We start from the raw sequence: 23,865 nt of genomic DNA on the forward strand, positions 1-23,865 counted from the left end.
TTACTTACACTCCCTGCTGAAGGAATAATCTACACAACTGCATACAAATCTCCCTTCTCTAAGCTCGTATTCATAAATCTCTTCTTTATAAAATTTTCCATTAAATATGTATTCTGCTTTAAAGCAATCTATATTCTCATCATAATATATATAGCATTCTTCAAAATATATCTTGATATTATCTAAAGAGCACCTACTCCCTTTTAAATTGTTTTCTTTACAAGATACATTTTCAACTATATACCTATTTAACCTAGTTAAAAGATATTCTCTAGGTTTTTCAATTATGTCCAACTCGAGGCATTTTTTATAATCCTTCAAATTATTCGATCTAATGTTCATCTCCATACTGTAGCATCCAAGGGAAATAAAAATACATATACATCCTATAAGAACCACATATATCAATATAAACCCTCTTTCAGCTTTTTTCTTTCTATTCCAAAACATCTTTTATAAGAACTACCTTTCCCCATATCTATAGATATGTAAAAAATTCTTCCATACTTCTCCACCCTAAAATCCTCTATTCCTTTCAATATATTGTTTAAAGTAGAAGAATTGTTGGAACCATAGGAAATAACAATATAATTATCATTATGTTTTTTTATATAATCATACCCTCTATCGTCATATCTCCTCAATACAATCATATTATCTTTTATATCAATATATTTGGCACTCTCTACTTGATGTTCTATTATCATAAATGCTTCATTGACATAAAACAGCTCCCTGCTATAATTGACTTCCTCCCTGTGAAGTCTCATGTATTTTGATATGACCCTTATCTGTACTGTAGTTATAGATGCTGCCAGTGCTATAACTATAATCATCTCTATAATTGTAAAACCTTTTCTACACTTCGTTTTATCTTTTATAATTCCCCTTATAGAATTCACATTTATCCACCTTGATATTTCCATATATTTTTCTACAAAATTGTAAATTTATCTTTAACACCTCCCCTTCTGTTACATTTAAAATGATATAGGGCTCTTTTTCAGGCTTTACATCAGAAAATGAATTATAAACTTTTATTTTTTCCATATTTTCAACCTTTAGCTCATCACAGTTTAAATATACCCTGCCTTTTTCATATAAATTTAAAACATCTTCATAACTAAAATTATATTCAATATTATTTTTCACATATTCCATAATCAATGTACACCTGTTTACACCTTGATTATAATTCTTTACTTTGACAGCACTTACCTGTATACAGAGAGCTGCCATAAACAGCAGTGAAAAAACCACTATACTACACAGCACTTCTATTAAGGTAAATCCTTTCTTAACTGTTATTTTAGCTGTATTATTTTTTCCTATCTTCCACATCAGTACTTTATCTCCACATAAGCAGTGCCCACACACATAGTCAGGCAGTGAATTTTTTCTTTTCTATCCTTAAACTTTATACTACAGGCATCTTGAGTTATTCCCCGGTTATCTATTTTTATCCTGTTATCATCTCTTACCCCATTCAAAGTAAATCCCTCCGGCAATCTCATATTGAATATTTCATTTAAACCTACGTTAAAAGTTATGCATTCACTGTCTTGATCAAAATAGATATAACCTCCTTCTTTCTTATTATCTCTACAATAAGCCTTGGATTTGTTTATAAAATTTATAATATTATTGTCAGTTAAATCCACATCTATCTCGTTAGTAATTTTGCTGTAGAACCCCAAAGTGATCAAACTAAAGCTAAAAATTACAGAAAATAAACTCATAGTAAGGAGCAGTTCAATTAACGTAAAACCCCGTGATTTGGTTCCAGAAATCATAGTTTTAATTTTCATCATTAGGAAATATCTCAATGCCTTCTTTTCTCACTATGTAGGAATTATCTGCAGCGTCAATTTCCAAAGTATAGGTATTCTTGTCACTTTCATAATTTATAGTAATGTTCTGATCATCACTGCCCAGTTCAACACCGGTCTCTCCAGCGGAGGTAAGGGTGGATATACAGTTTTTTACATCTACCTCATCAAATTTTCCATCATTGTCTCCATAACTGGCCATAGCTGCCGTTTCTATTTGCTTAGCCGTATTAACAGCCTTTGTAATTTTAGCCTTATTTTGATAAGCAGAAAATTTAGGAACCAGAAACCCTAAAAGCACTAAAATTATGGCAACTACTAACATCAGTTCTATGAGGGTAAATCCTTTCTTTCTTCTATACCTGAATTTTCCTGTCATATTTCAACTACCTTCTTTCAATCTTATTTATAAATTACAATGTAGACTCCATTATAGTAAAGATAGGCATAAGTGCTGATATAACAAATATTCCTACTAACAGCGACAAGAATATTATTATAATAGGCTCCACAATCCTGACCATCTTTTTCAAACACCTATCCAATTTATTCCCAAATAATTGCTCCAGCTTTAAAAACATAACATCTATATTTCCCGTATTTTCAGCAGTATTAATTAAAGATAAAAATAATTTATCATTTATTTTTGCCTTACTCATTGCTTCACATATACTTTCACCTCCTTCCACATACTTTATTGCCTTCTCCATTTTATTTGACATAATACCATGACCCGCCAATTCACTTGTGATTTTAAGAGCCGTAATTATATTTACCCCGGATTTTACGAGTATAGCCATCGAAGAACATATTTTAAAAATCATAAGATCACTGTAAATTTTATTGAAGTAAGGTATTCTAATTTTTATATTTTCTACTATATCAGCCACCCTGCAATTTTTTCTAAATCCATAGGATATTATCCCTATAAAAATCACTGATGCTAAAATTTGAATATAGTGCAGTCTGAGAAACTGACAACTGTACATTACTATTTTTGTTAGAACTGGTACTTCACTCCCATTAGAAATTATAATGTCAATAAATTGTGGTACTATATCAACCATCAGAAACAGCAGCACAAATATTGAAACTACCAGTGTTATTGCAGGGTATATGAGAGAAGTTTTCAGTGAAGATATTATGCTGTAACATTTTTCATAATATTCAGATAATTTTTTGAATATTTCATCCAATCTTCCAGATTCTTCACCTATTTTAACCATTTCCACCATAAATACAGGAAATACATATTTAAACTGAGCCATACTTTCATGCAGTTCTTTTCCTTTTACCACTTCTTCTTTTACAGCTTTCAAAGTCTGTTTTACGGAATTGTTACCACACTGCTTTTCTAAGTCATCAAGCGTCTTAGACACAGGTATTCCTGCCCCCAGCATAATGCTCATCTGGCTGCACAATACACTTATATCCATCATGCTGGATTTTTTTAAAAATACATTTCTGTAATTTTTTACACTGCTCTGGTTATATATATAATATTCTTCTTCTCTCAAAGAAGCTTTTAATTGAGCAAATTTATATCTTTCGCATTTACCTTTGATTTTTTTACCTTCCATATTTATTGCCCAGTACTTTATTATAATATCCACCGCCTTTACTACAGGCACATCCTGAGAAACTCTTCATATGTAGTAACACCTGATTTAACAAGTTCCATACAATTTTCCTTCATAGTAGCCCCTCTTGATTCCTCTATGCTGTTTTCAACATTCAATACACTGTTTTTTGAAAAACCTCTCATATAATCATTCACATATGAAATATCATATATCACTGTCCTGCCTTTGTATGCCTTATGGTTACACCTGTCACAGCCCTTTCCCTTGTATAAAACCTGTTCAGAGGATAGATTCAATTTCACAATTTCCTCTGGAGAAGCCTGGTATTCTGTTTTACAGTAAGGACATATTTTTCTGACCAACCTTTGGGATATTATGCCTACAAGCGCATCCCGTATAAAATATTCCGGTATTCCCATATCTTTAAGTCTTATCGCGGATTCAGCAGAGTTGTTCGTATGCAGTGTACTTATAACCAAATGTCCTGTCACGGCTGCCCTTATAGCCATATGTGCCGTCTCTTCATCTCTTATCTCTCCAAGCATTATGACATCCGGATCCTGACGCAAAATGCTCCTGAGTCCCCGGGCAAAGTCAAGCCCTATTTTTGAATTTACATTAACTTGATTTACATCGTCCAGGGTGTACTCTACAGGATCTTCTATACTCACTATATTTTTTTCTCTAGCATTTATATTGCTCACCATAGAATAAACTGTAGTAGTCTTGCCGCTTCCCGTTGGACCCGTCACTAAAATGAGACCTGAACTCCTGTTTAACATGTTTTTTATCTTTGTCTCATCTTCTTTTAAAAATCCAAGCATATTGAGATTTTTTATCTCAGTATCCCTATATAAAATTCTCAAAACCACTTTTTCCCCATATATAGTTGGAAGAGTAGACACTCTAATATCATAATTGAAATTTCCCTTAGTATATTTTATTTTTCCATCCTGTGGAAGTCTTTTTTCAGCTATATCCATCTGGGCCATTATTTTTATTCTTGTACATAAAAGTGGATATATATTTCTAGGTATTTTTATGTACTCATATATAATGCCATCCACTCTCATCCTTATAGTCACACTTTTTTGAAAGGGCTCTATGTGAAGATCACTGGCCCTCTCATCTATGGCTTTATTTATTATGTAATTAGCTGCCTTAACTACAGGGGAACTTTGAAATTTATGTATATCTGAAATGTTTTCCCCGGTCATCTGTGAAGTATTTTTATTCATCTTTATGTCTTTCAATGCATGGTGTAAATTCTCCCTGCAATAATATGTATTTATCAAATCGTATATTTTTCTTCTGTCAGCTTTAACAAATCTCAATTCAACACCTAATATGAACTTTAGTTCCTCCACTAAATTAATATCTGGAGTTTTATCTGCAGCTATAATGATCTGTTCATCAGCCCGCTTCAATGCAATCACACAATTATCTCTGGCTATCTCTTCAGGTATCCTCTTCACTATATCTGGTTCCAATAAAATTTCATCAATGTTTACTTCTTTCATCTCTGTGGAAAACATATTATTTCTCTCTTTCTATCATATTTTAAAATACAAAGTACAAACTTCAAACAACATACAGTTCTAAACATATAATCAACAATATCGTATTCAACAATAATTTGTTATTGAGATTATATCCCAATAAAATATTTTCTAATCAATTATAATCAAAATAAAGTGATATTTTTCACTTCTCTTTATAAATATTATATATTCCCTCCTGATCAGATATGATATTTATGGATTTATCTCGGATGTTATACATGAATACATCTTCACCGCTCCCCCTGTTTACCATTCCCACAAAATACACATCTCCTCTTTTACTCTGGGCTATACCGCTGTACTCAGCAATATTTTCTGGGAAATCATAAGTTATCCTGCTAACTCCGCCATCCTTTTGTGTGAATTTATAAAGCGATTCAATATTTTCTTCATTTTTTCCAATAAAAAATACACAGCCATTTTTATTATCCACCGTAGAATCATATATCTGTTCAAACTCATCACTTAAGAACTTAAATTGTCCAGTTTTATGATTGTAATAATATAAATCCAATTCATCCTGATTCCGTGATGAAAACAGCAGATCATCCCCTATAGTGGTAAAATACATACAATATCCCCTTGTATCATTTAAATATACCTGTTCACTGTCTTTGCTGAGATCATATAGATATACTTTATCAGAATTTCTTTGCCCCTCTATATTTCCATAATATATTATTCTATGATCGTCCAGCCATTCATATAAATTCCCTGAAACCAAAACTTTAGATTTAAGTTCTATATATTTTTTATTTTTCAAATCATATACTTTCATACCCTGCGCACTGTCAGTAGAAGAACTGTTGAAAGCTCTATAGGCAATCTTATCTCCTGAAGGATTTATTTTTATATCTTTTACAGCAAAAAAGTCCTTGATTTCACTTTTTGTATTTCCATATAACGCAACTACCTTACTGCCAATTTTTGGGGTTTTATTTTTATCAACCAGATATACATAAACAGATTTTTGAGTATCATATACCATTTCTGAGATATGATCGACAGTTCCATTTTTAACTAATTGATTAGAATGTACATTAAATATATCCTCTTTATCTCCTCCATCTTTAATCACTATAACATCAGAATAATTTGGCTCTTTTATAACCTCGCCTTTATACTTATTCCTGGAACTACATCCACTCAAAGTGACAATATTTAAAAATACCGCCGTATAGAATATTATCTTCATGAAAATTTTCATTACATATCATATTCCCCTTTAAAAGAAACTTCTGCAGGACCCGTCATAAATACATTATTTCCTCTTATTTCCACCAATATATTTCCACCGGGTACTGTAACTTTAACTTTTTTATCAGTAAAATTCAACTTGTTTGCAGCCACAACACAAGCACAGCTTCCTGTACCACAGGCTAAAGTAGGGCCTGCTCCCCTTTCCCAGGTCTTTACTTTGATATTATTTTTATCTATAATTTCACAAAAATTTACATTGGTTCCCTGCGGAAATGCAGCATATTTTTCTACAGACTTTCCTTCTCTCACCTGGTATTTTTCCAGCCTGCCAAATATAACTGTATGAGGAACTCCCATAAACAGTGAAGTGATTTTATATATTTTTCCATTAGCTTCTATTTCCTTATTGACAATTTCATCCTCAAAATCAGCTGGAATTTCACCGGGTACAAAAGAGGGAGTCCCCATATCAACAGTAACTTCCTTAACCTCATCTGCATCTATATTCAAAAAGGCTTCCTTTATTCCATCTCCCGTTTCTATCCTTATGCTAGAACCCTTTACTATATTGTTCTCCCATACATATTTTGCAAAACATCTTATGCCGTTTCCACACATGGATGCATAAGATCCATCAGAATTAATTATTATCATCTTGATCTGTGCAATTTTACTTCCTCTAACTATTAATACACCATCTGCCCCTATTCCAAAATGCCTATTACAAAGCTTTACTCCAAGCTTACTCTCTTTACCTAAAAATTTATTTTTTCTATCATCAATGACTATAAAATCATTTCCGCTTCCCTGCATTTTAGTAAATTTCATATTAAAATTTCATCCTTTCGTAAAATTTTGCATACATAAATTAAGTTTACTACTGTGTCAACTTTTTATCAATGACAACTGTTGTACTCGGAATCATAGGCAAGCAATATTCTATACATAATCTTCCGATCAGCTTTATTTATTAAATTTTAGATGATATAATTTATTAAATACCCAATACAGAATATAAGAAAGAGGATGATATTATGGCATTAGATGGTATTTTTATATACAGTATTTTAGAAGAATTGAAATGTGAACTGCTGGGAGGGCGCATTGAAAAAGTCAATCAGCCTGAAAAGGATGAGATATTATTAACTATGAAAAACAACAGAAAAAACTATAAACTTTCAATTAGTTCCAGCCCCATATATCCTAAAATTCACATTACAGATAAAAATAAACCGAACCCCCTGCAGCCCCCTATGTTTTGTATGGTACTGCGAAAATATCTGAACTCCTCAAAATTAATCAATATAAGACAATTGGATACAGACAGAGTTGTATTCTTAGATTTTGAAAGTTCTGATGAATTGGGATTTAACAGTATTTACACATTAATAGTAGAAATAATGGGAAGGCACAGCAATATTACCCTAATTCGCCAGAGGGACAATTTAATCATGGACAGTATAAAACACATAACACCTGAAATAAATACCGTCAGATCACTATTCCCCGGAATTAAATATATATTTCCACCGACCTCAAATAAATTAAATCCTTTTCGTTTTTCTAAAAACGAATTCAAGACATTTATACAAAATCGCATAAAATACATAGATAAAAAATTTTTCTCCTCGACATTTACAGGGGTCAGTAGTTCATATTCAAAAGAGTTATTTCACAGATTGGAGGAATTGAACCTATCTGAAACCTTGAATGTTTTCGATGAAACAAGTGCAACTATACTATATGGTTTTAGTAATAAGATCTTCAACAAACTTAAAAATCACGAATTTTCCTTTGTATCCTACAAAAAAGGTTCTGTGGTAAAAGACTTTTATTGCGACAATCTGACCTATCTAGACGGCTATAAAGAAAATCTCTACTCCTCACCTTCCAAACTTGTAGAGGAATTTTATTTTGAAAAGGACAAAGCAGATAGATTGAACAACAGAAGTTCTGATCTTCAAAAACTTGTAAATATAAATCTAGATCGCTGCCATAAAAAAATCGATATTTTAAACCAGAATATTAAAGATGCTCTAGATAAAGATGTTTATCGAATTTGTGGAGAACTGCTTACCTCTAATATCTACAAAATAAAAAAGGGGCTCTCCCATATAAAAGTTCAAAATTATTACAACAACAATGAGTATCTAGATATAAAATTGGACGAAAATAAAACTCCTTCTGAAAACATTCAGCATTATTTTAAAAAATACAATAAATTAAAAAAGACAAAAAAGGCTGCCAGTGAACAATTGAGTATGGCAAATGAAGAACTGGAATATCTGAATTCAGTTATTACCAATATAAAAAACTTGGATAACTATGAGGATATTGAAGAAATAAAAAGAGAACTTATGGCAACAGGCTACATTAAACTAAAAAAATCAAATTCACGAAATAAATCCAGGGTTTCTAAGCCCATGAAATTTCTTTCCAGCGACGGAATAGAAATATATGTGGGCAAAAACAATCTCCAAAATGACTACCTTACTCTTAAATTTGCAGATAAAAGGGATATATGGCTTCACACAAAGAAAATTCCCGGTTCACACGTAATAATAAAAAATTTTGGTACAGTTCCAGACAAAACTCTGGAAGAAGCAGCTATGCTGGCAGCCTACTATAGTAAAGCTAAAGGCTCTTCAAAAGTAGCTGTAGACTATACCTCTATAAAAAATATACATAAGCCAAATGGAGCAAAGCCAGGAATGGTAATATACTATACCAATAAAACACTGTATGTGGATTCTTCAATGCCATCTATAGAACAGATTGAATAAAATTTATTTAAAATGGCTTGAAATATAAAAAAAATTATTTTATAATAAACAAGGTTATATATCCTTTAAAATGATCCAGTGAGATCAGTAAGGTAAAGTAGAATGGACGCCCTCTCACATGGAGAAGGGCTTTTCTTTATGCCCAATATACTAAGACACGAACTTTTAACTATAAGCTCGCAATGGAGGAGGTGATATTTTGAAGCTAAAAGCACTCATTTTAGATAAAAAGGCTATGGACAGGACATTGACTAGAATATCTCACGAAATAGTGGAAAAAAACAAGGGCACGGAAAATATAATGCTTGTAGGTATAAAAAGGAGAGGATACCCTCTGGCTGAAAGAATAGCGGAAAATATCTATAAAATTGAAGGTGTCAAATTGGATGTTAAATGTGTTGATATAAGCCTCTACAGAGATGATTTAAGTACTCTTTCAGAACAGCCTGTAGTAAAAGAATTTGATGTAACAGATGTAGAAAATAAAAGGATCATATTAGTTGACGATGTAATCTATACTGGCCGGACAGCCAGGGCAGCTATGGATGCAATTATTCATTCAGGCAGGCCAAAATTAATACAGCTGGCGGTCTTAATTGACAGAGGACACAGAGAACTTCCCATAAGACCTGATTACGTTGGCAAAAACATACCTACTTCCCGGGAAGAAATAATATCTGTAGAAATTTCAGAAATAGATAAAAGTGATTCAGTAAAAATATATGAACTGTAAAACTTTTAAAATAGTCCTGAGAGACTAAAAAAGGAGTGTCGTAAATGAAAGATTTTGTAGACGTAGAAGATAAATTACCCATATTAACTACTATACCACTCAGTTTCCAACATCTATTTGCCATGGTAGGTTCCACTATACTGGTCCCTATACTGACTGGTATGAGTCCATCCATTGCATTGTTCTGCAGCGGCATTGGAACTCTTATATATATAATATGCACTAAGGCCAAGCTGCCTGCTTATCTGGGCTCTTCCTTCGCATTTATAAGTCCCATACTCATCGCATCCCAAAATTATGGACCATCTGCCATGCTTTCCGGTGTAATAGCTGCAGGATGTGTATATGTAATAGTAGCCATTATAATAAAATTCTGTGGAGTAAATTGGCTCAATAAAGCTCTTCCTCCTGTAGTAGTAGGATCTATAGTAATTGTAATAGGCTTAAGTCTGGCCACTACAGCTATAAACTGGTCTGGATTCAACCCTACCTATACAACAGCTCAAATGCAGAGTATACCAAGGTGGGCATGGATGAGCGTTTCTGGAATAACCTTAGCTGTTGCAGTAGTTGGAAGTATGTATTTCAAGGGCTTTCTTGGAATAATACCTATATTGATAGCTATAATAGTAGGATATATATCTGCAATAATTTTAGGAGTTATACCACAACAATCCTTAAAATCCATAGCGAATACTTCATTTTTCAGTCTACCACCCTTTATGCTTCCAAAATTCAATATAAATGCCATGATACTAATGGCTCCAATTTCATTTGTAACTCTAGCAGAACACATAGGTCATATTTACGTGACAAACAACGTAGTAGGACGTGATTTCACCAAAGATCCAGGTTTGCACAGATCAATACTGGGAGATGGCTTAGCTACTATATTTGCAGGTTTTACAGGCGGCCCTCCAACTACGACATATGGAGAAAATATAGGGGTTATGGCCATAACCAAAATCTATAGTGTCTGGGTCATAGGCGGTGCTGCAATAATTGCCATTATTCTCTCCTTTATAGGCCCCGTAGCTGCACTTATTGAAAATATGCCAATGCCTGTGATAGGGGGAGTAAGCATACTTCTCTTTGGTATAATAGCCTCTTCAGGATTTAGGGTACTGGTAGAAGAAAAGATAGATTTCAGCAAAAACAGAAATCTCATATTGTCTTCTGTTATAATAGTAATAGGTATAGGGGGAGCTTCCATAAACTTCAGTGTCGGTGGAGCACCTGTGCAGATATCAGGAGTTGCTCTTGCATCTATCATCGGAATAGCACTGAATTTAATATTACCTGAAAAAAGCGCTGCAGAATTAAATGATTCAAATGATAAAAAGGATAGGAAAAGAAAAATAGGATAGTTATCCATGCTCCATGTCAAACCTGTCCTGGGTATATACATGGGACTATATTTTATATAAAAGGAGTCATATTACTTATGAGAATATATTCTTGGAACGTAAACGGCCTGAGAGCCATCTCAAAAAAGAACTTTTTTGAATGGATAGAAAACGAAAATCCTGATATACTATGTGTTCAGGAAACTAAACTTCAAGAAACTACCCTGGAAGATAAATTGAAAAACATAAGTGGATACCATTCATATTTTAGTTTTGCCCAAAAAAAAGGCTACAGCGGTGTAGCAGTTTACAGCAAATCTGAACCTGTATCCATAGAACATGGAATAGGAATTCCAGAATTTGATTCGGAGGGCAGAATCCTCGTAATTGAATTTAAAAACTTTACCCTGCTTAACATATACTTTCCCAACGGCCAGATGAGCCAGGAAAGACTGAACTACAAACTGAACTTTTATGATGCAATTTTAAATTACTGCAATCTCCTGGTATCTAAAAGTAAAAAGCTTCTAATATGCGGGGATTACAATACTGCCCATACTGAAATGGACATAAAAAATGCAAAAGCCAATGAAAAAAGCTCCGGGTTCCTTCCCATAGAAAGGCAGTGGATAGACAAGCTCATAAAAAATGGATATACCGACACCTACAGATATATGAATCCACAAAAGATAGAATACTCCTGGTGGAGTTATAGATTTAAAGCAAGGGAGAGAAATGCAGGCTGGAGAATAGACTATCACTTTGTATCAAACAACCTACTTAAAAAGGTAAAAAAGGCAGCCATCTTAACTCAAGTTACCGGTTCAGATCACTGTCCTATTATGGTTGAAATAAGTTAAACATGGCCTTTATCAATTATATCTATTATCTTTTTGAAATAATCCGGTATTTCTGTCTCAAACTCCATATACCTACCTGTTGAAGGATGTACAAAGCCTAATTTTCTAGCATGAAGCAGCTGTCCATCTAGTCTAAATCTCTGCTTTTTATATCCGTATACCGGATCTCCCACCAGTGGATGGCCAATATAGGCCATATGAACTCTTATCTGATGGGTTCTTCCAGTTTCCAGTACACATTTAATCAAGGTATTACTCTTAAATCTTTTAATGACTTCATAATGGGTAACTGCCCTTTTACCCCCATGAACTACTGCCATTTTTACCTTATCTCTAGGATGTCTTGCAATAGGCTTATCTACGATGCCATTATCCTCTTTTAAAACCCCCTCCACCAGTGCAATATACTCCCTAGTCATAGAGTGATCCTTTAACTGCTGGGCCAATTTGTTGTGAGCATTGTCATTTTTTGCAACTACAAGTATTCCCGAAGTATCCTTATCTATTCTATGTACTATTCCAGGCCTCATCACACCATTTATGCCTGACAAATCACTGCAGTGGTTCAAAAGTGCATTTACAAGTGTACCTGTGTACACGCCTGATGCAGGATGTACTATCATTCCCTGAGGTTTATTTACTACAATAATATCTGTATCCTCATAAAGTATATCGATAGGTATATCCTCTCCTTTTATATTCATCTCAACAGGATCGGGCAGTGTTACAATTACATTATCTTCACAATTGACTTTATAACTACTTTTTTTTATTTTTTTGTTTACTTTCACCCTTTTGTTTTCTATCAAATTTTGAACATAGCTTCTGGACTTATGCGGCAAATGTTTACACAAAAACATATCAAGCCGCATTTTTTCCTCTCCGCTGCATACTGAAAATTCTCTAGTTTCCATATTTTTCTTCCTTCAGTAAATAAAATAACAACAGCATTGTTCCCACTACTACAAAAACATCTGCCACATTAAATATTGGAAAGTAATAGATATTTTTAAAATGAACCGAAATAAAATCAACTACATATCCATAAATCAATCTATCTATTAAATTCCCCAGTGCTCCACTTATTATAAGAGAAAGACTTACTCTGACTACAATAGATTTCAATCTATGTTTCACCATATAGTATATCATGCCTGTAACTACTATTATTGTTATAGCTGCCAAAAAATAAAGCTTATTTTGCAGGATTCCAAAAGCCGCACCTCTGTTCTCCAGATATAGAAATGAAAATATATCTTTTATTATAACAACCTGGAAACCCTGAGCCAGACTTTGAGCCGCCCACATCTTAGTAATCCTGTCTATTAAAATTCCCAGTAGTATTATAGATACTTCCATTATTTTCCTCCTGGTGTATAATCTATCCGACCGCTACCATTGCTAATACTCCAACTTCTTAAAGTTGGAGATAAGCACTGCTACGCTCCTGGATAAGTTCTTCTAAGGTTCAGGTGGAGCAAGCATTCCCTATAAGCAAACTCCATCTGAACCTAAGAATCACTTGACAAAAACTATAAGTTCATAATCATATTCTTCAATATCTCAGTGGAGTTTTTTATAGCAATAGGTGCAAATTTTTTATAATCCATGCTGGCACCATTATTGGCATTGTCCGATATAGATCTTATTATTACAAAAGGTACATTATTCAAATAAGCCGTCTGGGCAATACTCCCACCTTCCATTTCACAGGCAAGTGCATTGAATTCACTATTTAAATACTTTATCTTTTCAGTGCTGCAGATAAATTGATCTCCTGTAACAATTCTTCCTGTAAAACTTCTTATATCCCCTATCTTTCTGCAGGCAAGCTGGGCCTTCTCCACAAGATTCCTGTCACACTTAAAATCATATGTATCCATTCTAGGGATCTGCCCTACTTTGTCCCCAAAGGCGGATGTATCTACATCGTGCTGTACTAAACTATTAGCTATAACCACATCTCCAGGGTATATATCTTCTGCTGTACCTCCGGCTACCCCAACATTTATTATATTATCTACATTAAAATCATCTATGAGAATTTGTGCGCATATAGCTGAATTCACTTTTCCTATTCCACTTTTAACTATTACCACCTTAGCACCATAAAGTTGTCCGAAATTAAACTTCATATTGGCTTTCACTTGAGCTCTGCTTAACTGAAGCTGGGATAAAAGTATTTTCACTTCTTCATCCATTGCCCCAATGATTCCTATAATCATAAATAATGACCTCCTTATACTTATCCATTGATTATTCTGAACAACACATATTAATAGCATATATAAACAAACATCAATTGTCAACTTTCTCAATTTGAAACAAATATAACAAGTACATCTTCTATGTAAAAAAACCACTCTACACTTTAGAGTGGTTTTCTCTATCCTTTAACAAAAAAATTCTTAATTTCATTCAACTCATCTTCATCTGTCAAAGTATTATCATTGTCATCTCTATCCTGACTTTCTTGAACTTCATTTTTATCTGCCCCCGAAGAAGTTTTTTCGGTATTTTGAACTTCATTTTCTATCTCTTTTTCCTTTATAGGAACATCTTTTGAAGAAGTATCATTTAAAGAAGATTCACTTAGTTCATAACCTATATCATAGCTTTTCACAAAATCTTTTTCCATATCATCAAACACTTCCAGTTGAGTCTTCATGAAATTTCTAAATTTAGTTCTAAATTTTCCGAACTCCTGCTTTACTCTCTCAAATTCATCATTAATTTGAATAACATCACTATGAGCCTTGTCTATTATTTTCTGAGCTGCTTCATTGGCATTTTTAAGTATAAACTCACTTTCCTTTTTGGCATTCTCTTTAGCCTGTTCAGAAGCATTCTGAGCTAACAAAAGGGTATTTTGTATAGTATTTTCCATCTTGTTATAGTGGTTTATCTTGTCCTCTACAGATTGAAGCTTTTCTTTCAAAAAAGAATTTTCCTTCTGTAGTGATTCATAATCCTCCGCTATCTTATCTAAAAAATCATCCACTTCATCTATATTATAACCCCTAAGATTTTTTTTAAATTCTTTATTTGTTATTTCTTCAGCGTTTATCTGCATGCTTAGCACCTCAAATCAACTAAATTTTTTTACAAGAAGCTTGTACCTGCCAGTTCCTGTAAATCCCCTTTTTCCAGCAATTTTAAACTTTCCACAGCCACTTACTGTTATTGTACAATATTCCTTTACCAACCTATCCTTTTTATCTACAGGCAAATAGTCAAGAAGAACCTTTCCCTGTCTAATTATTTCTTCAGATTTGCTTCTGGATAGATTGCAAAGAGAACTTACCATACAATCTATTCTAAGAGAAGAAACATTTAAGGTATAGGTTTTAAAGTTGTAATTGGGAATTTCTTCTGTATGAATATCTATATCACCCACTTCACAGGGACATCTTCCTACACTGTTCAAATTCATCTTCACATAATCACTTATATCTTCACAGACAGCTAAATAACACAGACCATTTCCATTCAATATTAAATCTCCAAATTTTTCTCTTTTGATTCCCAGGGACATAAGACTTCCCAAATAGTCCTTATGACTTAATTTTGTAAATTTCGACTTACAAATTATTTCTAACAACTTTACAGGATAAGAACATTCTACAGATTCTTCCGAAAATGCCATCATCTTTCTCTCCGCATCTTCAAATATACCATAACTATAAATATTCAATCCAATTTCTTCATTTAAATCCTGTAGAGCTCCCCATATATTGGGTGTACAAAATTCTCCTGTATAAACCACCTTATGACTTCGCTCTGCTAAAACCAACTTATCATATATAGGCAACATATAATTTTCACTACAAAAATAAAATCTATTTATAAAACTATCTTTCTTCATCATTTTCTCTGATCACTATCTATCTCTTTCTAAATTAAATTATAGAAAATACAACCCCTCTTATTATGTCTATTATAAAAAAAGCTATTATAGGGGAAAAATCTAAAGCAAGCCCCGGCATAATCTTCTGCTGAATCATCCTTCCCGGCCTCATAAAGGGTTCAGTAAATACATGTAGGAGATCTGTAAATGCATTTCCCCTTCCGGGCATGACCCAGGATAAGATTACATCCAATATAATAGCAGCTTCCAAAAACCTAAATAAAAGAGATAATGCTACAGTTAAAGTAGTGCTTATCATTTTTGCCTCCAAAATAATACTTATTTTAAATACAGTACATCTATATTATTGTCTACTTCCAACCAAATATTCCTTTTCCTGACAACTCACTTTTTAAATCACTGTTCACTTCTACACTTGATGGTGAAAGTATATACACTCCCTTTTCTATCTCCTCTAAGTCTCCACCTAGTGAATAACTCGCACCTCCCATAAAATCAAGCAGTCTCTGGGCTATTTTGGTTTCAAGGCCTGTGGTATTTATAACTACAATTTTTCTATTTTTGAGTTCATCACATATGTCCGCTGCTTCTTCGTAAGTAGTTGGCTTAACTATCCTTACTTTAGCAGATACAGTAGTATGTATGCTCACAACTTTATTCTGCCTTTTAGAATTTACAATAGGTTCTACTCCACCGAAGTTACTATTGGCTTTTCTATTATCAACCTGTTCTGTTTCATCTAATTCTTCTTCATCTTCTTCTAAATCATCTTCAAGACCTAAAAATCCCATCATCTTGTTTATCATTTTACCAGCCATAAAAATACCTCCTATTTATTATAATTTCTCTTTCCAAATATGCCTTCTCCAATTCTTACTAAAGTAGCTCCCTCTTCAACTGCAATTTTATAATCATGAGTCATTCCCATAGATAATACATTCATGCTTATATTTTTAAACTTTCTCTCTTTAAGCTTATCGAATATAGACTTCATTTCTTTAAAATAATATCTACAGCTTTCCTCATCTCCCTGTGGAATTACAGCCATTAGACCTCTTACCTTAACACTTGTGCAATTTTCGCAAGCCTCTATTAAACTCTCTAAATTCTCAACATATATACCGGTTTTACTTTCCTCACGGCCTATGTTTATTTGAACTAAAGTATTTGCAATTAGTCCCTCTGCACTATAGTGCTTTTCCAATTCATTGAGAAGTCTTATACTGTCTAAGGAATGAATAAGATAAACTTTACCTACTATATATTTTACCTTATTTCTCTGGAGATGACCTATTAAGTGCCATCTTATGTCTTTGGGAAGCTCAGACTCTTTGCCCATAAGCTCTTGAACTTTGTTCTCCCCAAAATCCCTAATGCCTGCATTATATGCAGTTTGTATATCTTCTACAGGTTTAGTCTTTGAAACGGCTACTAAGACAACTTTTTTTCCATTTAAATCTGCTTCTATACTATTTAAATTTTCCTCAATTGACAATAATACCGTCTCCTTTGTTGTTAAACACATATACATATAATTTTATTATTCTTCATAGAAATTAAAATTCCTTCAAAAATTAATTATTTTTTTAATTATTTTAACAAAATATAAGATAACTTAACGGCATAAATTGTAAAAATATTTTAGTCTTTGTTCTGCATAAATTGTACTTTATAATCTCCATTATAGGCCGGTATTTTCATGCTGCTGGTTTTAGTTACAACTACCACTATTTTTCTATTCATAAGTACTTTTAAATAATTTTCATTCGACATCATATAGTTGTAAAGCACATCCTTATTTCCTATGGCATCAATGGAAAAAGGGGAGGCAATCTTTACTCCATTTACCCTTAAAAAGGGCCCGCTGCAATAAATTTCAGAAGTGTCCACCATTCTGTGTCCATTTATTGAAACAGCCTCTGCTCCTGCATTTTTTAAGTCGTTCATCACTTGTATTACATCAGTATTATGTACTAATTTCATCTGATATTGAAAAGCATCCAGTCCATCTTCCATATCCCCATCATTTAAAAATATCTTTATCCCCTGTCCTTCTACAGCTACTTTGCCAAGTTCCATGTTATTCCTATTTAACTCCTGTTTTATTTCCGTTACAACCTGAGCTTCATTTTGTTCATTGTCTTCATATTTTTTCAGCTTATTGTAGTTATCTCTGTACTGTTCAGATAGATCAGATATTTGGTTGTAGAGTTGATTTTTATAGTTATATGCATCTTGATATTGCTTTGCACTTAAAATCACTCTCTTATTGGCATTCTCCTTCGTAAAGCTCATGTTCATAGATATCAACAGGCCTATAATTATAGAAGCTATAAAAACAAATACATTGGCTTCACTGCTTTTCATTTAACTCACCTCATCGACGTGGTTTGGTTCTTTCCAATAATTGTCTTCTTATAATTGCAAAATTATCAAATATTCTTCCCCCAAAAACTATAACTGCCGCCAAGTATATAGGCACTCCCAATTTATCTCCTAGATAAGCAAGTCCTGCAGCAAGGACTGCATTTCCAAAAAAACCAGATATGAAGATATCAGTTTGAAAATTTTTCGACAAATTAGCTCTTATAGCCCCAAAAACTGAATCTAAACAAGCTAAAATTGCCACTGACATATAAGGTGAAAATTTGTCTGGAATATTTACGTTCCATACCACTCCTATAATTATTCCCAATATAAGACCAATAAACGCTATCATATTTTTATCACACCTCTAAATTATTCCTTTACAGGTTTAGCATATTCAAATTTATATGCTCCATTATATTTCTTTATAGTTATATTATCTGACTTTTGAAACTTAACATCACATATATTTTTTATGTCTGCAAACACTTCTGGAAAGCTCATGTCACTGTACAGTAAATTTTTATCTCCTATAGCTTGTATGACTATTCTGCTGGAAGGTGATATCTTGTTGTCATTTATAAGTATATAATTTCCCGCAGTTCTTATACCCGTCCTGGAAACAACCCTTATATCATTTATGGATATGGCCTCAGCTCCTGCAAACCTGAGTTCATTTACCAAATATACTAGGTCCTTATCAGTTATATGATTGTCAACACCGCTTCCCCCAAACAAATTATTGTCATTAGGAGTAAGATATACGACTATTCCAGGTCCACTTACATCTACCTCTCCTGTAAGTATTCTGGTATTTTTCAACTGCTGTAAAAGATTTTTAGTGGAATCACTTTTACTTGCTGCTGCATCTTCATAACTCTTCACTTTATTTTGAAGTTCATTCACCTTTGCCTCCAGGGCTTTCTTTTCCTTTTTATATTGTTCTATGGTCACCGTGACATCCGTATTATTTTGATTACTTAAATTTAAAGTATCATCCTGTTTCATTAATGTCCTGAATTGATATGCAACCATAAACCCAAGTATGCAACACACTAAAGCAACACTGATCTGTGACGCAAATTTACGCATTTCTATTTTATCCTCCTACTTTATATACCGGATTACCATCAAATCTTACATCTATATATCCCTTGGCACCATTTAACTTTTCTTGAAGCAGTATGTTGAGTGCCCTATTCATCTTCTTGTCTAAATTCTCCCCGCTGCCAAGTTTTATACATATATTGCTAAAGTATGCCTTTACATCCAGCAAATCACTCACATCTACATAAGTAAGTGAAAAAGGCAAATTATTATTTACAATTATATTCCCCAGGGAAGCCACAATTTTTATCTTTCTTTCCTCTTTTTTACTGCTGATGGCTTCACCTATATCCGTTTTAGTATAATCAATTCCATCTAATCTAATCAAGTGCATATTGTTTATATTGTCTACCTTTTGAAGCAAAACACCATTTCCATCTATGATATAATACTTTCTATTACTCTCGTAGTAGAATAGTGCCTCTCTCTCTTTAACATTTATGTTTATAGTCCCGGGAAGTTCTCTGTTTATCACTACATCTTCCACATAGGGATTACTCAGTATTCCGCTGTTTGCATCTTTTAAATCAACATAGAATATATTATTCCCCACGTATATTCCGGATCTGTTTACAATATCAGTACTTAAAACATTTTTATTTCCATGGACTTCAATATGCCGAATATTAAAATAAGGAAGTTTTAAACAGAGAGTAAAAAATAATGCTATTAAAAATAACATAAAAATAAAAGCTCTTTTTACTCTTCTCTTCTTTCGTCTTTTTAAAATCATCTCATTATCTGTTTTCAACGGAAATTCACTCATTCCCTACCAACTCACTTTATAATTTAAATGTAAAATACTATAAGATATATATATATTAACACTTAATAAAATTAATTTCATTAAATTAATCATTAATTTTTTATATATTTTTTCTTACAGCAATATTAAAAAAAGTTCAAATATCAGATTCAGATAAGGCTTTTTACATAAACATAGCATTACAATTTTGCAATGCTATGTTTTATCCATATTCACTTTGCCTTGATATATTCAGAAGTATGCCCATGGCTACCATATTTATTACAAGAGAAGATCCACCATAGCTTATAAAAGGCAGCGGCACACCTGTTACTGGCATGGATCCAGTTACAACTGCTATATTTATTATTGCCTGTACTGCAATAACAGAGGTTATTCCAGTAGCCAGAAGTGTACCATAGGTATCTTTTGCCTTTATGGCAGTCACAATCCCTCTCCACACAATTACTATAAACAGTGCAACAATAATTGTACAACCTATTAGTCCCAGTTCCTCTCCTATGATAGAAAATATAAAATCATTATGGGGTTCAGGTATGTAATAGCACTTCTGCCTTGATCTCCCCAATCCTACTCCCCATATTCCTCCAGAACCCATGGCTAAAAGAGATTGAATAAGCTGATATCCATTACCTTTAGGATCAGCCCAGGGATTCAGAAAACTTGTAAACCTGGCCATTCTATAAGGCTCAAATATTATTCCAGCTATTCCTGCAAGGATCACCAGTCCCACTACACCGATCATATGGGTAATTCTGGCTCCAGAAACATAGAGGACTATCATCGTAACTATCATTATTACAGCAGCTATACTCAAATTTTTCTCTGCAAATACAAGGCCCGCATAAAACCCTGAAACCAATAGATAGGGTATAACTCCATAGAGCAGAGTTCCTATTTTTCTTCCGCCTTTCACCTCTATACTTTTAGCCATATACAATACCACAATGTATTTAGCTATTTCAGAAGGCTGGAATCCAACAGAACCTACTCTTATCCATCTCTGGGCACCTTTTGTGGACTCAAAGGCAAATACCGCAAGTAAACATATTACGGATATTATCATAAGCAGTTTTGTATACTTCTTTATATTTTTATAGTCAAATTTTATAGTGAGAAACATAAAAAATGTCCCTATTATCGCCCATAACCCCTGTCTTTTTAAAAAGAACATACTATCTTGTGTGCTTTTATCAAAAAATGCCTTGTAAGAACTGGCACTATAGACCATTACCACTCCAATGGCCACCAATAGCATTATAGTTGAGAACAGTATAAAGTCTATAGAACCCATTTTAGTCTTTGACTTGCTAATTTTCATAAAAATCCTCCTAATTATTACTGCTGAGGCTGACAAGAGTTATCCGAACGTTACCATTGCTAATACCCCCAGCTTCCTAAAGTTGGAGATAAGCACTGCTATGCGCCTGGATGAGGCGGTTCTTAACTATAGGGATAAAAATCCAAATAAACATAATATCACTGTAACTATACAAAATATAGAAACAACTTTAGTTTCATGCCAGCCTGAAAGTTCAAAATGATGATGTATGGGTGCCATTTTAAAAATTCTTTTGCCAGTAAGCTTGAAGGAAATCACCTGAAGTATGACAGACAATGCCTCCAACACATATATTCCACCAATTATTATAACCAATAACGGAAGTTTTAATATCATAGCCACTGCCGCCACTGCACCGCCCAGCGCCAGAGAACCTGTATCCCCCATAAAAATCCTTGCTGGAAAAGCATTATATCTCAAAAACCCTAAAAGAGCTCCAGCCAGTACTGCACAAAAAACAGCCAATGTAATGTGACCCATAGCAAAGCTCACCAATGCCAGAAAAGTCATTACCAGCAGTGTAACGGAAGTAGCCAGGCCATCAAGACCATCAGTTAAATTCACAGCATTTGTAGTAGCTGCAAAATATACTATTATAAAGGGAATATAAAATTTTCCAAGATCCCAGGTCTCATGTGCAAAAGGTATTATTATAGATGTACCTATATATGGATTGCCTGCAGAATAACAGGCAAATACCCCTGATGTAATCAGTAACAATATCATTTTCTGATAAGCTCTAAGACCTAAGTTTCTCCTTCTGACTATTTTTAGGATATCATCAATGGCTCCAATTATTCCAAAAGCGACAAAGGCATATAGAGCTACCATTGCCTCATCTGAAGGATTTTTCACTAAAATCGCCATGGTTATGAAGGTAGCCAGTATAAATATTATTCCACCCATGGTTGGTGTTCCCGCTTTTTTTAGATGGCTCTTGGGTCCATCTTCCCTTATGCTCTGTCCAAATTTAAACTTATGTAAAATCGGTATTAAAATTGGTCCTTCTAAAATTGCTATTAAAAATGCTATGAGAACAGAATATATCAATTTATTCATAATCGTATTAATCCTAAATTAATAGGATCTTCACCTCCTAACAACTGCTGCTCTTCTTTAGTGCTTCTGCTATGACTTCAAACTTCATAAGTCTGGAAGCTTTTACAAGTACGGTATCTCCTATTTTAATATATTTATTCAAAAGGAAATTGAGAACCTCTTCTCCTCTATCAAAAATCATAAATTTTCCATCTCTATTTACAGCATCGAAGCCTCTTTTAAAATCCTCTCCGTGTTCTCCTAAAGCTATAAAAAGATCTACACCGCTTTTTGCTGCATATCTTCCAACTTCCTCATGTACCCTGCGGGATTCTTCCCCCATCTCTCCCATTGTCCCAAACACCACTATCTTCCTGTTGGATTTAAAATTTTTCAGGACATCCAGTGCAGCTTCCATGGATTCAGGATTTGCATTATAGCTGTCATCTATCACATTGAATTTTTTACCTCTGAATATCTCCATCCTGAGGGAAGCAGTCTCAACATTTTCAAATCCACTCCTTATTTCATCATAAGTCATGTTTAAAAGCCTTCCACAGGCAACTGCCAGCATTGAATTCAATATATTGTATTTCCCCGGTAAATTTATCTTAAAAGTTTCTCCTGTCTTGATTTTATTCTCACACACTTTAAATTCAATAGAATCCTCATTTATCATCGTATCATAGGCAGAAATATCTGCAGGTTTTTCCACTCCCACTCTTTTTATGACAAATTTTTCTTCCTTTAATTTTCCAAGAAGATCATTGTCAGAATTTATTACCAATATATTATTTTTCGCAAAGAAATCCGTTATTTCCAGTTTTGCCTTCAGTATATTTTCTCTGCTGCCTAAAATTCCTATATGCGCCCTGAGCACATTAGTTATAACTGCAATATCCGGCCGTGCAGCCTTAGCCATGTTATGTATTTCTCCTCTACTGTTCATACCCATCTCCAGTACTGCAACTTCATAGCTATTATCCAGTTTAAACAACATATGGGGCAGTCCTATTTGGTTGTTAAAATTACCTTCTGTTTTAAACACTTTAAATTTAGCATTCAACACATCTGCAATCATATTCTTAGTGGTAGTCTTACCTGCAGATCCCGTCACCCCTATTATCTTCACATGCAGTTTGCTTCTATAGAGTTCAGCTAAATCCAGAAGAGCTTTATTGCCATTTTTTACCCAAATTATAGCTGTACATTCACTTATTTCATCTTTATTAAATTTTATTTCATCTACCATGCAGATAGAAGCTCCCCTTTTGCTAGCCTCACCCACATAGTCATTTCCATTAAATTTTTCTCCCCTTAGAGCAATAAATATATCTCCACGCTCCAATCTTCTCGTATCCGTACATACATTTTTATATCCGCTGTATTTTCCATTTAATATTATTTTCCCCCCTACAGCATTTACTATTTCGTCAAAACCCATGTACTCCAAAATTGACACCTCCCTTTTTCAATTCACA

Annotated in this window: 28 protein-coding genes; 4 read left to right on the forward strand and 24 right to left on the reverse strand. The window is 33.6% G+C overall.

What is annotated here, in order from left to right; translation table 11 throughout:
* From ACFHWD_RS05675 to dapF, 9 genes are all read right to left on the reverse strand, one after another.
* Positions 1–399, reverse strand: a complete 399-nt coding sequence (locus ACFHWD_RS05675) for a hypothetical protein (RefSeq protein WP_229980933.1) — start codon at positions 397–399, stop codon at positions 1–3.
* 5 nt (positions 400–404) lie between these two features.
* On the reverse strand, positions 405–902 hold the full coding sequence (locus tag ACFHWD_RS05680) for a type II secretion system protein (RefSeq protein WP_229980917.1): 498 nt from the start codon (positions 900–902) through the stop codon (positions 405–407).
* Positions 871–1,341: a prepilin-type N-terminal cleavage/methylation domain-containing protein gene (locus tag ACFHWD_RS05685; RefSeq protein ID WP_229980915.1), complete on the reverse strand. Its 471-nt coding sequence runs from the start codon at positions 1,339–1,341 to the stop codon at positions 871–873. Before ACFHWD_RS05685 ends, ACFHWD_RS05680 begins: the two co-directional genes overlap by 32 nt.
* A complete protein-coding gene (locus ACFHWD_RS05690) occupies positions 1,341–1,811 on the reverse strand; it encodes a type II secretion system protein (RefSeq protein WP_229980913.1) in 471 nt (156 codons plus the stop codon). Before ACFHWD_RS05690 ends, ACFHWD_RS05685 begins: the two co-directional genes overlap by 1 nt.
* The gene (locus ACFHWD_RS05695) at positions 1,798–2,208 is read right to left on the reverse strand and encodes a type II secretion system protein (RefSeq protein WP_378060966.1); all 411 of its coding nucleotides are present in this window, start codon (positions 2,206–2,208) and stop codon (positions 1,798–1,800) included. The genes ACFHWD_RS05690 and ACFHWD_RS05695 overlap by 14 nt, the downstream gene beginning before the upstream one ends.
* Positions 2,209–2,242: 34 nt before the next feature.
* Positions 2,243–3,460: a type II secretion system F family protein gene (locus ACFHWD_RS05700; RefSeq protein WP_378060968.1), complete on the reverse strand. Its 1,218-nt coding sequence runs from the start codon at positions 3,458–3,460 to the stop codon at positions 2,243–2,245.
* Entirely contained in the window at positions 3,451–4,947 is a 1,497-nt protein-coding gene (locus ACFHWD_RS05705; RefSeq protein WP_378060970.1) for a GspE/PulE family protein, read from the reverse strand. The genes ACFHWD_RS05700 and ACFHWD_RS05705 overlap by 10 nt, the downstream gene beginning before the upstream one ends.
* A gap of 169 nt (positions 4,948–5,116) precedes the next feature.
* Entirely contained in the window at positions 5,117–6,181 is a 1,065-nt protein-coding gene (locus ACFHWD_RS05710; RefSeq protein ID WP_150356028.1) for a hypothetical protein, read from the reverse strand.
* A complete protein-coding gene (gene dapF, locus ACFHWD_RS05715) occupies positions 6,181–7,002 on the reverse strand; it encodes a diaminopimelate epimerase (RefSeq protein ID WP_150356027.1) in 822 nt (273 codons plus the stop codon). Before dapF ends, ACFHWD_RS05710 begins: the two co-directional genes overlap by 1 nt.
* A 206-nt stretch (positions 7,003–7,208) precedes the next feature.
* Here dapF and ACFHWD_RS05720 point away from each other — a divergent pair, with 206 nt between their 5' ends.
* From ACFHWD_RS05720 to ACFHWD_RS05735, 4 genes are all read left to right on the forward strand, one after another.
* Positions 7,209–8,957, forward strand: coding sequence for an NFACT family protein (locus ACFHWD_RS05720; RefSeq protein WP_179977113.1), 1,749 nt, complete (start codon positions 7,209–7,211; stop codon positions 8,955–8,957).
* A 199-nt stretch (positions 8,958–9,156) separates the two neighbouring features.
* Positions 9,157–9,690, forward strand: a complete 534-nt coding sequence (pyrR, locus tag ACFHWD_RS05725) for a bifunctional pyr operon transcriptional regulator/uracil phosphoribosyltransferase PyrR (protein ID WP_150356025.1) — start codon at positions 9,157–9,159, stop codon at positions 9,688–9,690.
* Between the two features lie 44 nt (positions 9,691–9,734).
* On the forward strand, positions 9,735–11,057 hold the full coding sequence (uraA, locus tag ACFHWD_RS05730; protein ID WP_150356024.1) for a uracil permease: 1,323 nt from the start codon (positions 9,735–9,737) through the stop codon (positions 11,055–11,057).
* 77 nt (positions 11,058–11,134) lie between these two features.
* On the forward strand, positions 11,135–11,896 hold the full coding sequence (locus ACFHWD_RS05735) for an exodeoxyribonuclease III (RefSeq protein WP_179977112.1): 762 nt from the start codon (positions 11,135–11,137) through the stop codon (positions 11,894–11,896).
* Here the strand turns inward: ACFHWD_RS05735 and ACFHWD_RS05740 are convergent.
* The 15 genes from ACFHWD_RS05740 to murF form a co-directional block, all read right to left on the reverse strand.
* A complete protein-coding gene (locus ACFHWD_RS05740) occupies positions 11,893–12,810 on the reverse strand; it encodes an RluA family pseudouridine synthase (RefSeq protein ID WP_179977111.1) in 918 nt (305 codons plus the stop codon). The two genes, ACFHWD_RS05735 and ACFHWD_RS05740, sit on opposite strands and share 4 nt — an antisense overlap.
* A complete protein-coding gene (lspA, locus tag ACFHWD_RS05745; protein WP_150356021.1) occupies positions 12,800–13,255 on the reverse strand; it encodes a signal peptidase II in 456 nt (151 codons plus the stop codon). The genes ACFHWD_RS05740 and lspA overlap by 11 nt, the downstream gene beginning before the upstream one ends.
* A 173-nt stretch (positions 13,256–13,428) precedes the next feature.
* Positions 13,429–14,121 (reverse strand): 5'-methylthioadenosine/adenosylhomocysteine nucleosidase, encoded by a 693-nt coding sequence (locus tag ACFHWD_RS05750; RefSeq protein ID WP_179977110.1) that lies wholly within the window; start codon positions 14,119–14,121, stop codon positions 13,429–13,431.
* Positions 14,122–14,282: 161 nt separating this feature from the next.
* Positions 14,283–14,969 carry a DivIVA domain-containing protein gene (locus ACFHWD_RS05755; RefSeq protein ID WP_179977109.1) on the reverse strand — a complete coding sequence of 229 codons (687 nt, stop codon included), beginning with the start codon at positions 14,967–14,969 and terminating at the stop codon, positions 14,283–14,285.
* Between the two features lie 15 nt (positions 14,970–14,984).
* Positions 14,985–15,764: an RNA-binding protein gene (locus ACFHWD_RS05760; protein WP_378060976.1), complete on the reverse strand. Its 780-nt coding sequence runs from the start codon at positions 15,762–15,764 to the stop codon at positions 14,985–14,987.
* Between the two features lie 31 nt (positions 15,765–15,795).
* Positions 15,796–16,062 carry a YggT family protein gene (locus ACFHWD_RS05765; RefSeq protein WP_150356018.1) on the reverse strand — a complete coding sequence of 89 codons (267 nt, stop codon included), beginning with the start codon at positions 16,060–16,062 and terminating at the stop codon, positions 15,796–15,798.
* A gap of 52 nt (positions 16,063–16,114) precedes the next feature.
* Entirely contained in the window at positions 16,115–16,582 is a 468-nt protein-coding gene (locus ACFHWD_RS05770) for a cell division protein SepF (RefSeq protein ID WP_150356017.1), read from the reverse strand.
* An 11-nt stretch (positions 16,583–16,593) separates the two neighbouring features.
* Complete coding sequence (locus ACFHWD_RS05775) at positions 16,594–17,259, reverse strand: YggS family pyridoxal phosphate-dependent enzyme (RefSeq protein ID WP_150356016.1); 666 nt, start codon at positions 17,257–17,259, stop codon at positions 16,594–16,596.
* Positions 17,260–17,405: 146 nt separating this feature from the next.
* Positions 17,406–18,131, reverse strand: coding sequence for a DUF881 domain-containing protein (locus ACFHWD_RS05780; RefSeq protein WP_150356015.1), 726 nt, complete (start codon positions 18,129–18,131; stop codon positions 17,406–17,408).
* A 10-nt stretch (positions 18,132–18,141) separates the two neighbouring features.
* Entirely contained in the window at positions 18,142–18,483 is a 342-nt protein-coding gene (locus tag ACFHWD_RS05785) for a small basic family protein (RefSeq protein ID WP_150356014.1), read from the reverse strand.
* A 20-nt stretch (positions 18,484–18,503) separates the two neighbouring features.
* Positions 18,504–19,223 (reverse strand): DUF881 domain-containing protein, encoded by a 720-nt coding sequence (locus ACFHWD_RS05790; RefSeq protein WP_378060980.1) that lies wholly within the window; start codon positions 19,221–19,223, stop codon positions 18,504–18,506.
* A gap of 7 nt (positions 19,224–19,230) precedes the next feature.
* Entirely contained in the window at positions 19,231–20,004 is a 774-nt protein-coding gene (locus tag ACFHWD_RS05795; RefSeq protein ID WP_150356012.1) for a cell division protein FtsQ/DivIB, read from the reverse strand.
* A 202-nt stretch (positions 20,005–20,206) separates the two neighbouring features.
* Positions 20,207–21,319, reverse strand: coding sequence for a stage V sporulation protein E (gene spoVE / locus ACFHWD_RS05800; protein ID WP_179978263.1), 1,113 nt, complete (start codon positions 21,317–21,319; stop codon positions 20,207–20,209).
* Between the two features lie 132 nt (positions 21,320–21,451).
* Positions 21,452–22,405: a phospho-N-acetylmuramoyl-pentapeptide-transferase gene (gene mraY / locus ACFHWD_RS05805; RefSeq protein ID WP_179977107.1), complete on the reverse strand. Its 954-nt coding sequence runs from the start codon at positions 22,403–22,405 to the stop codon at positions 21,452–21,454.
* Between the two features lie 37 nt (positions 22,406–22,442).
* On the reverse strand, positions 22,443–23,837 hold the full coding sequence (murF, locus tag ACFHWD_RS05810) for a UDP-N-acetylmuramoyl-tripeptide--D-alanyl-D-alanine ligase (RefSeq protein ID WP_378060982.1): 1,395 nt from the start codon (positions 23,835–23,837) through the stop codon (positions 22,443–22,445).
* Between the last annotated feature and the right edge of the window lie 28 nt (positions 23,838–23,865).

The sequence above is a fragment of the Clostridium sp. MT-14 genome (assembly GCF_042436595.1).
GTDB lineage: Bacteria > Bacillota > Clostridia > Clostridiales > Clostridiaceae > Clostridium_B > Clostridium_B aromativorans.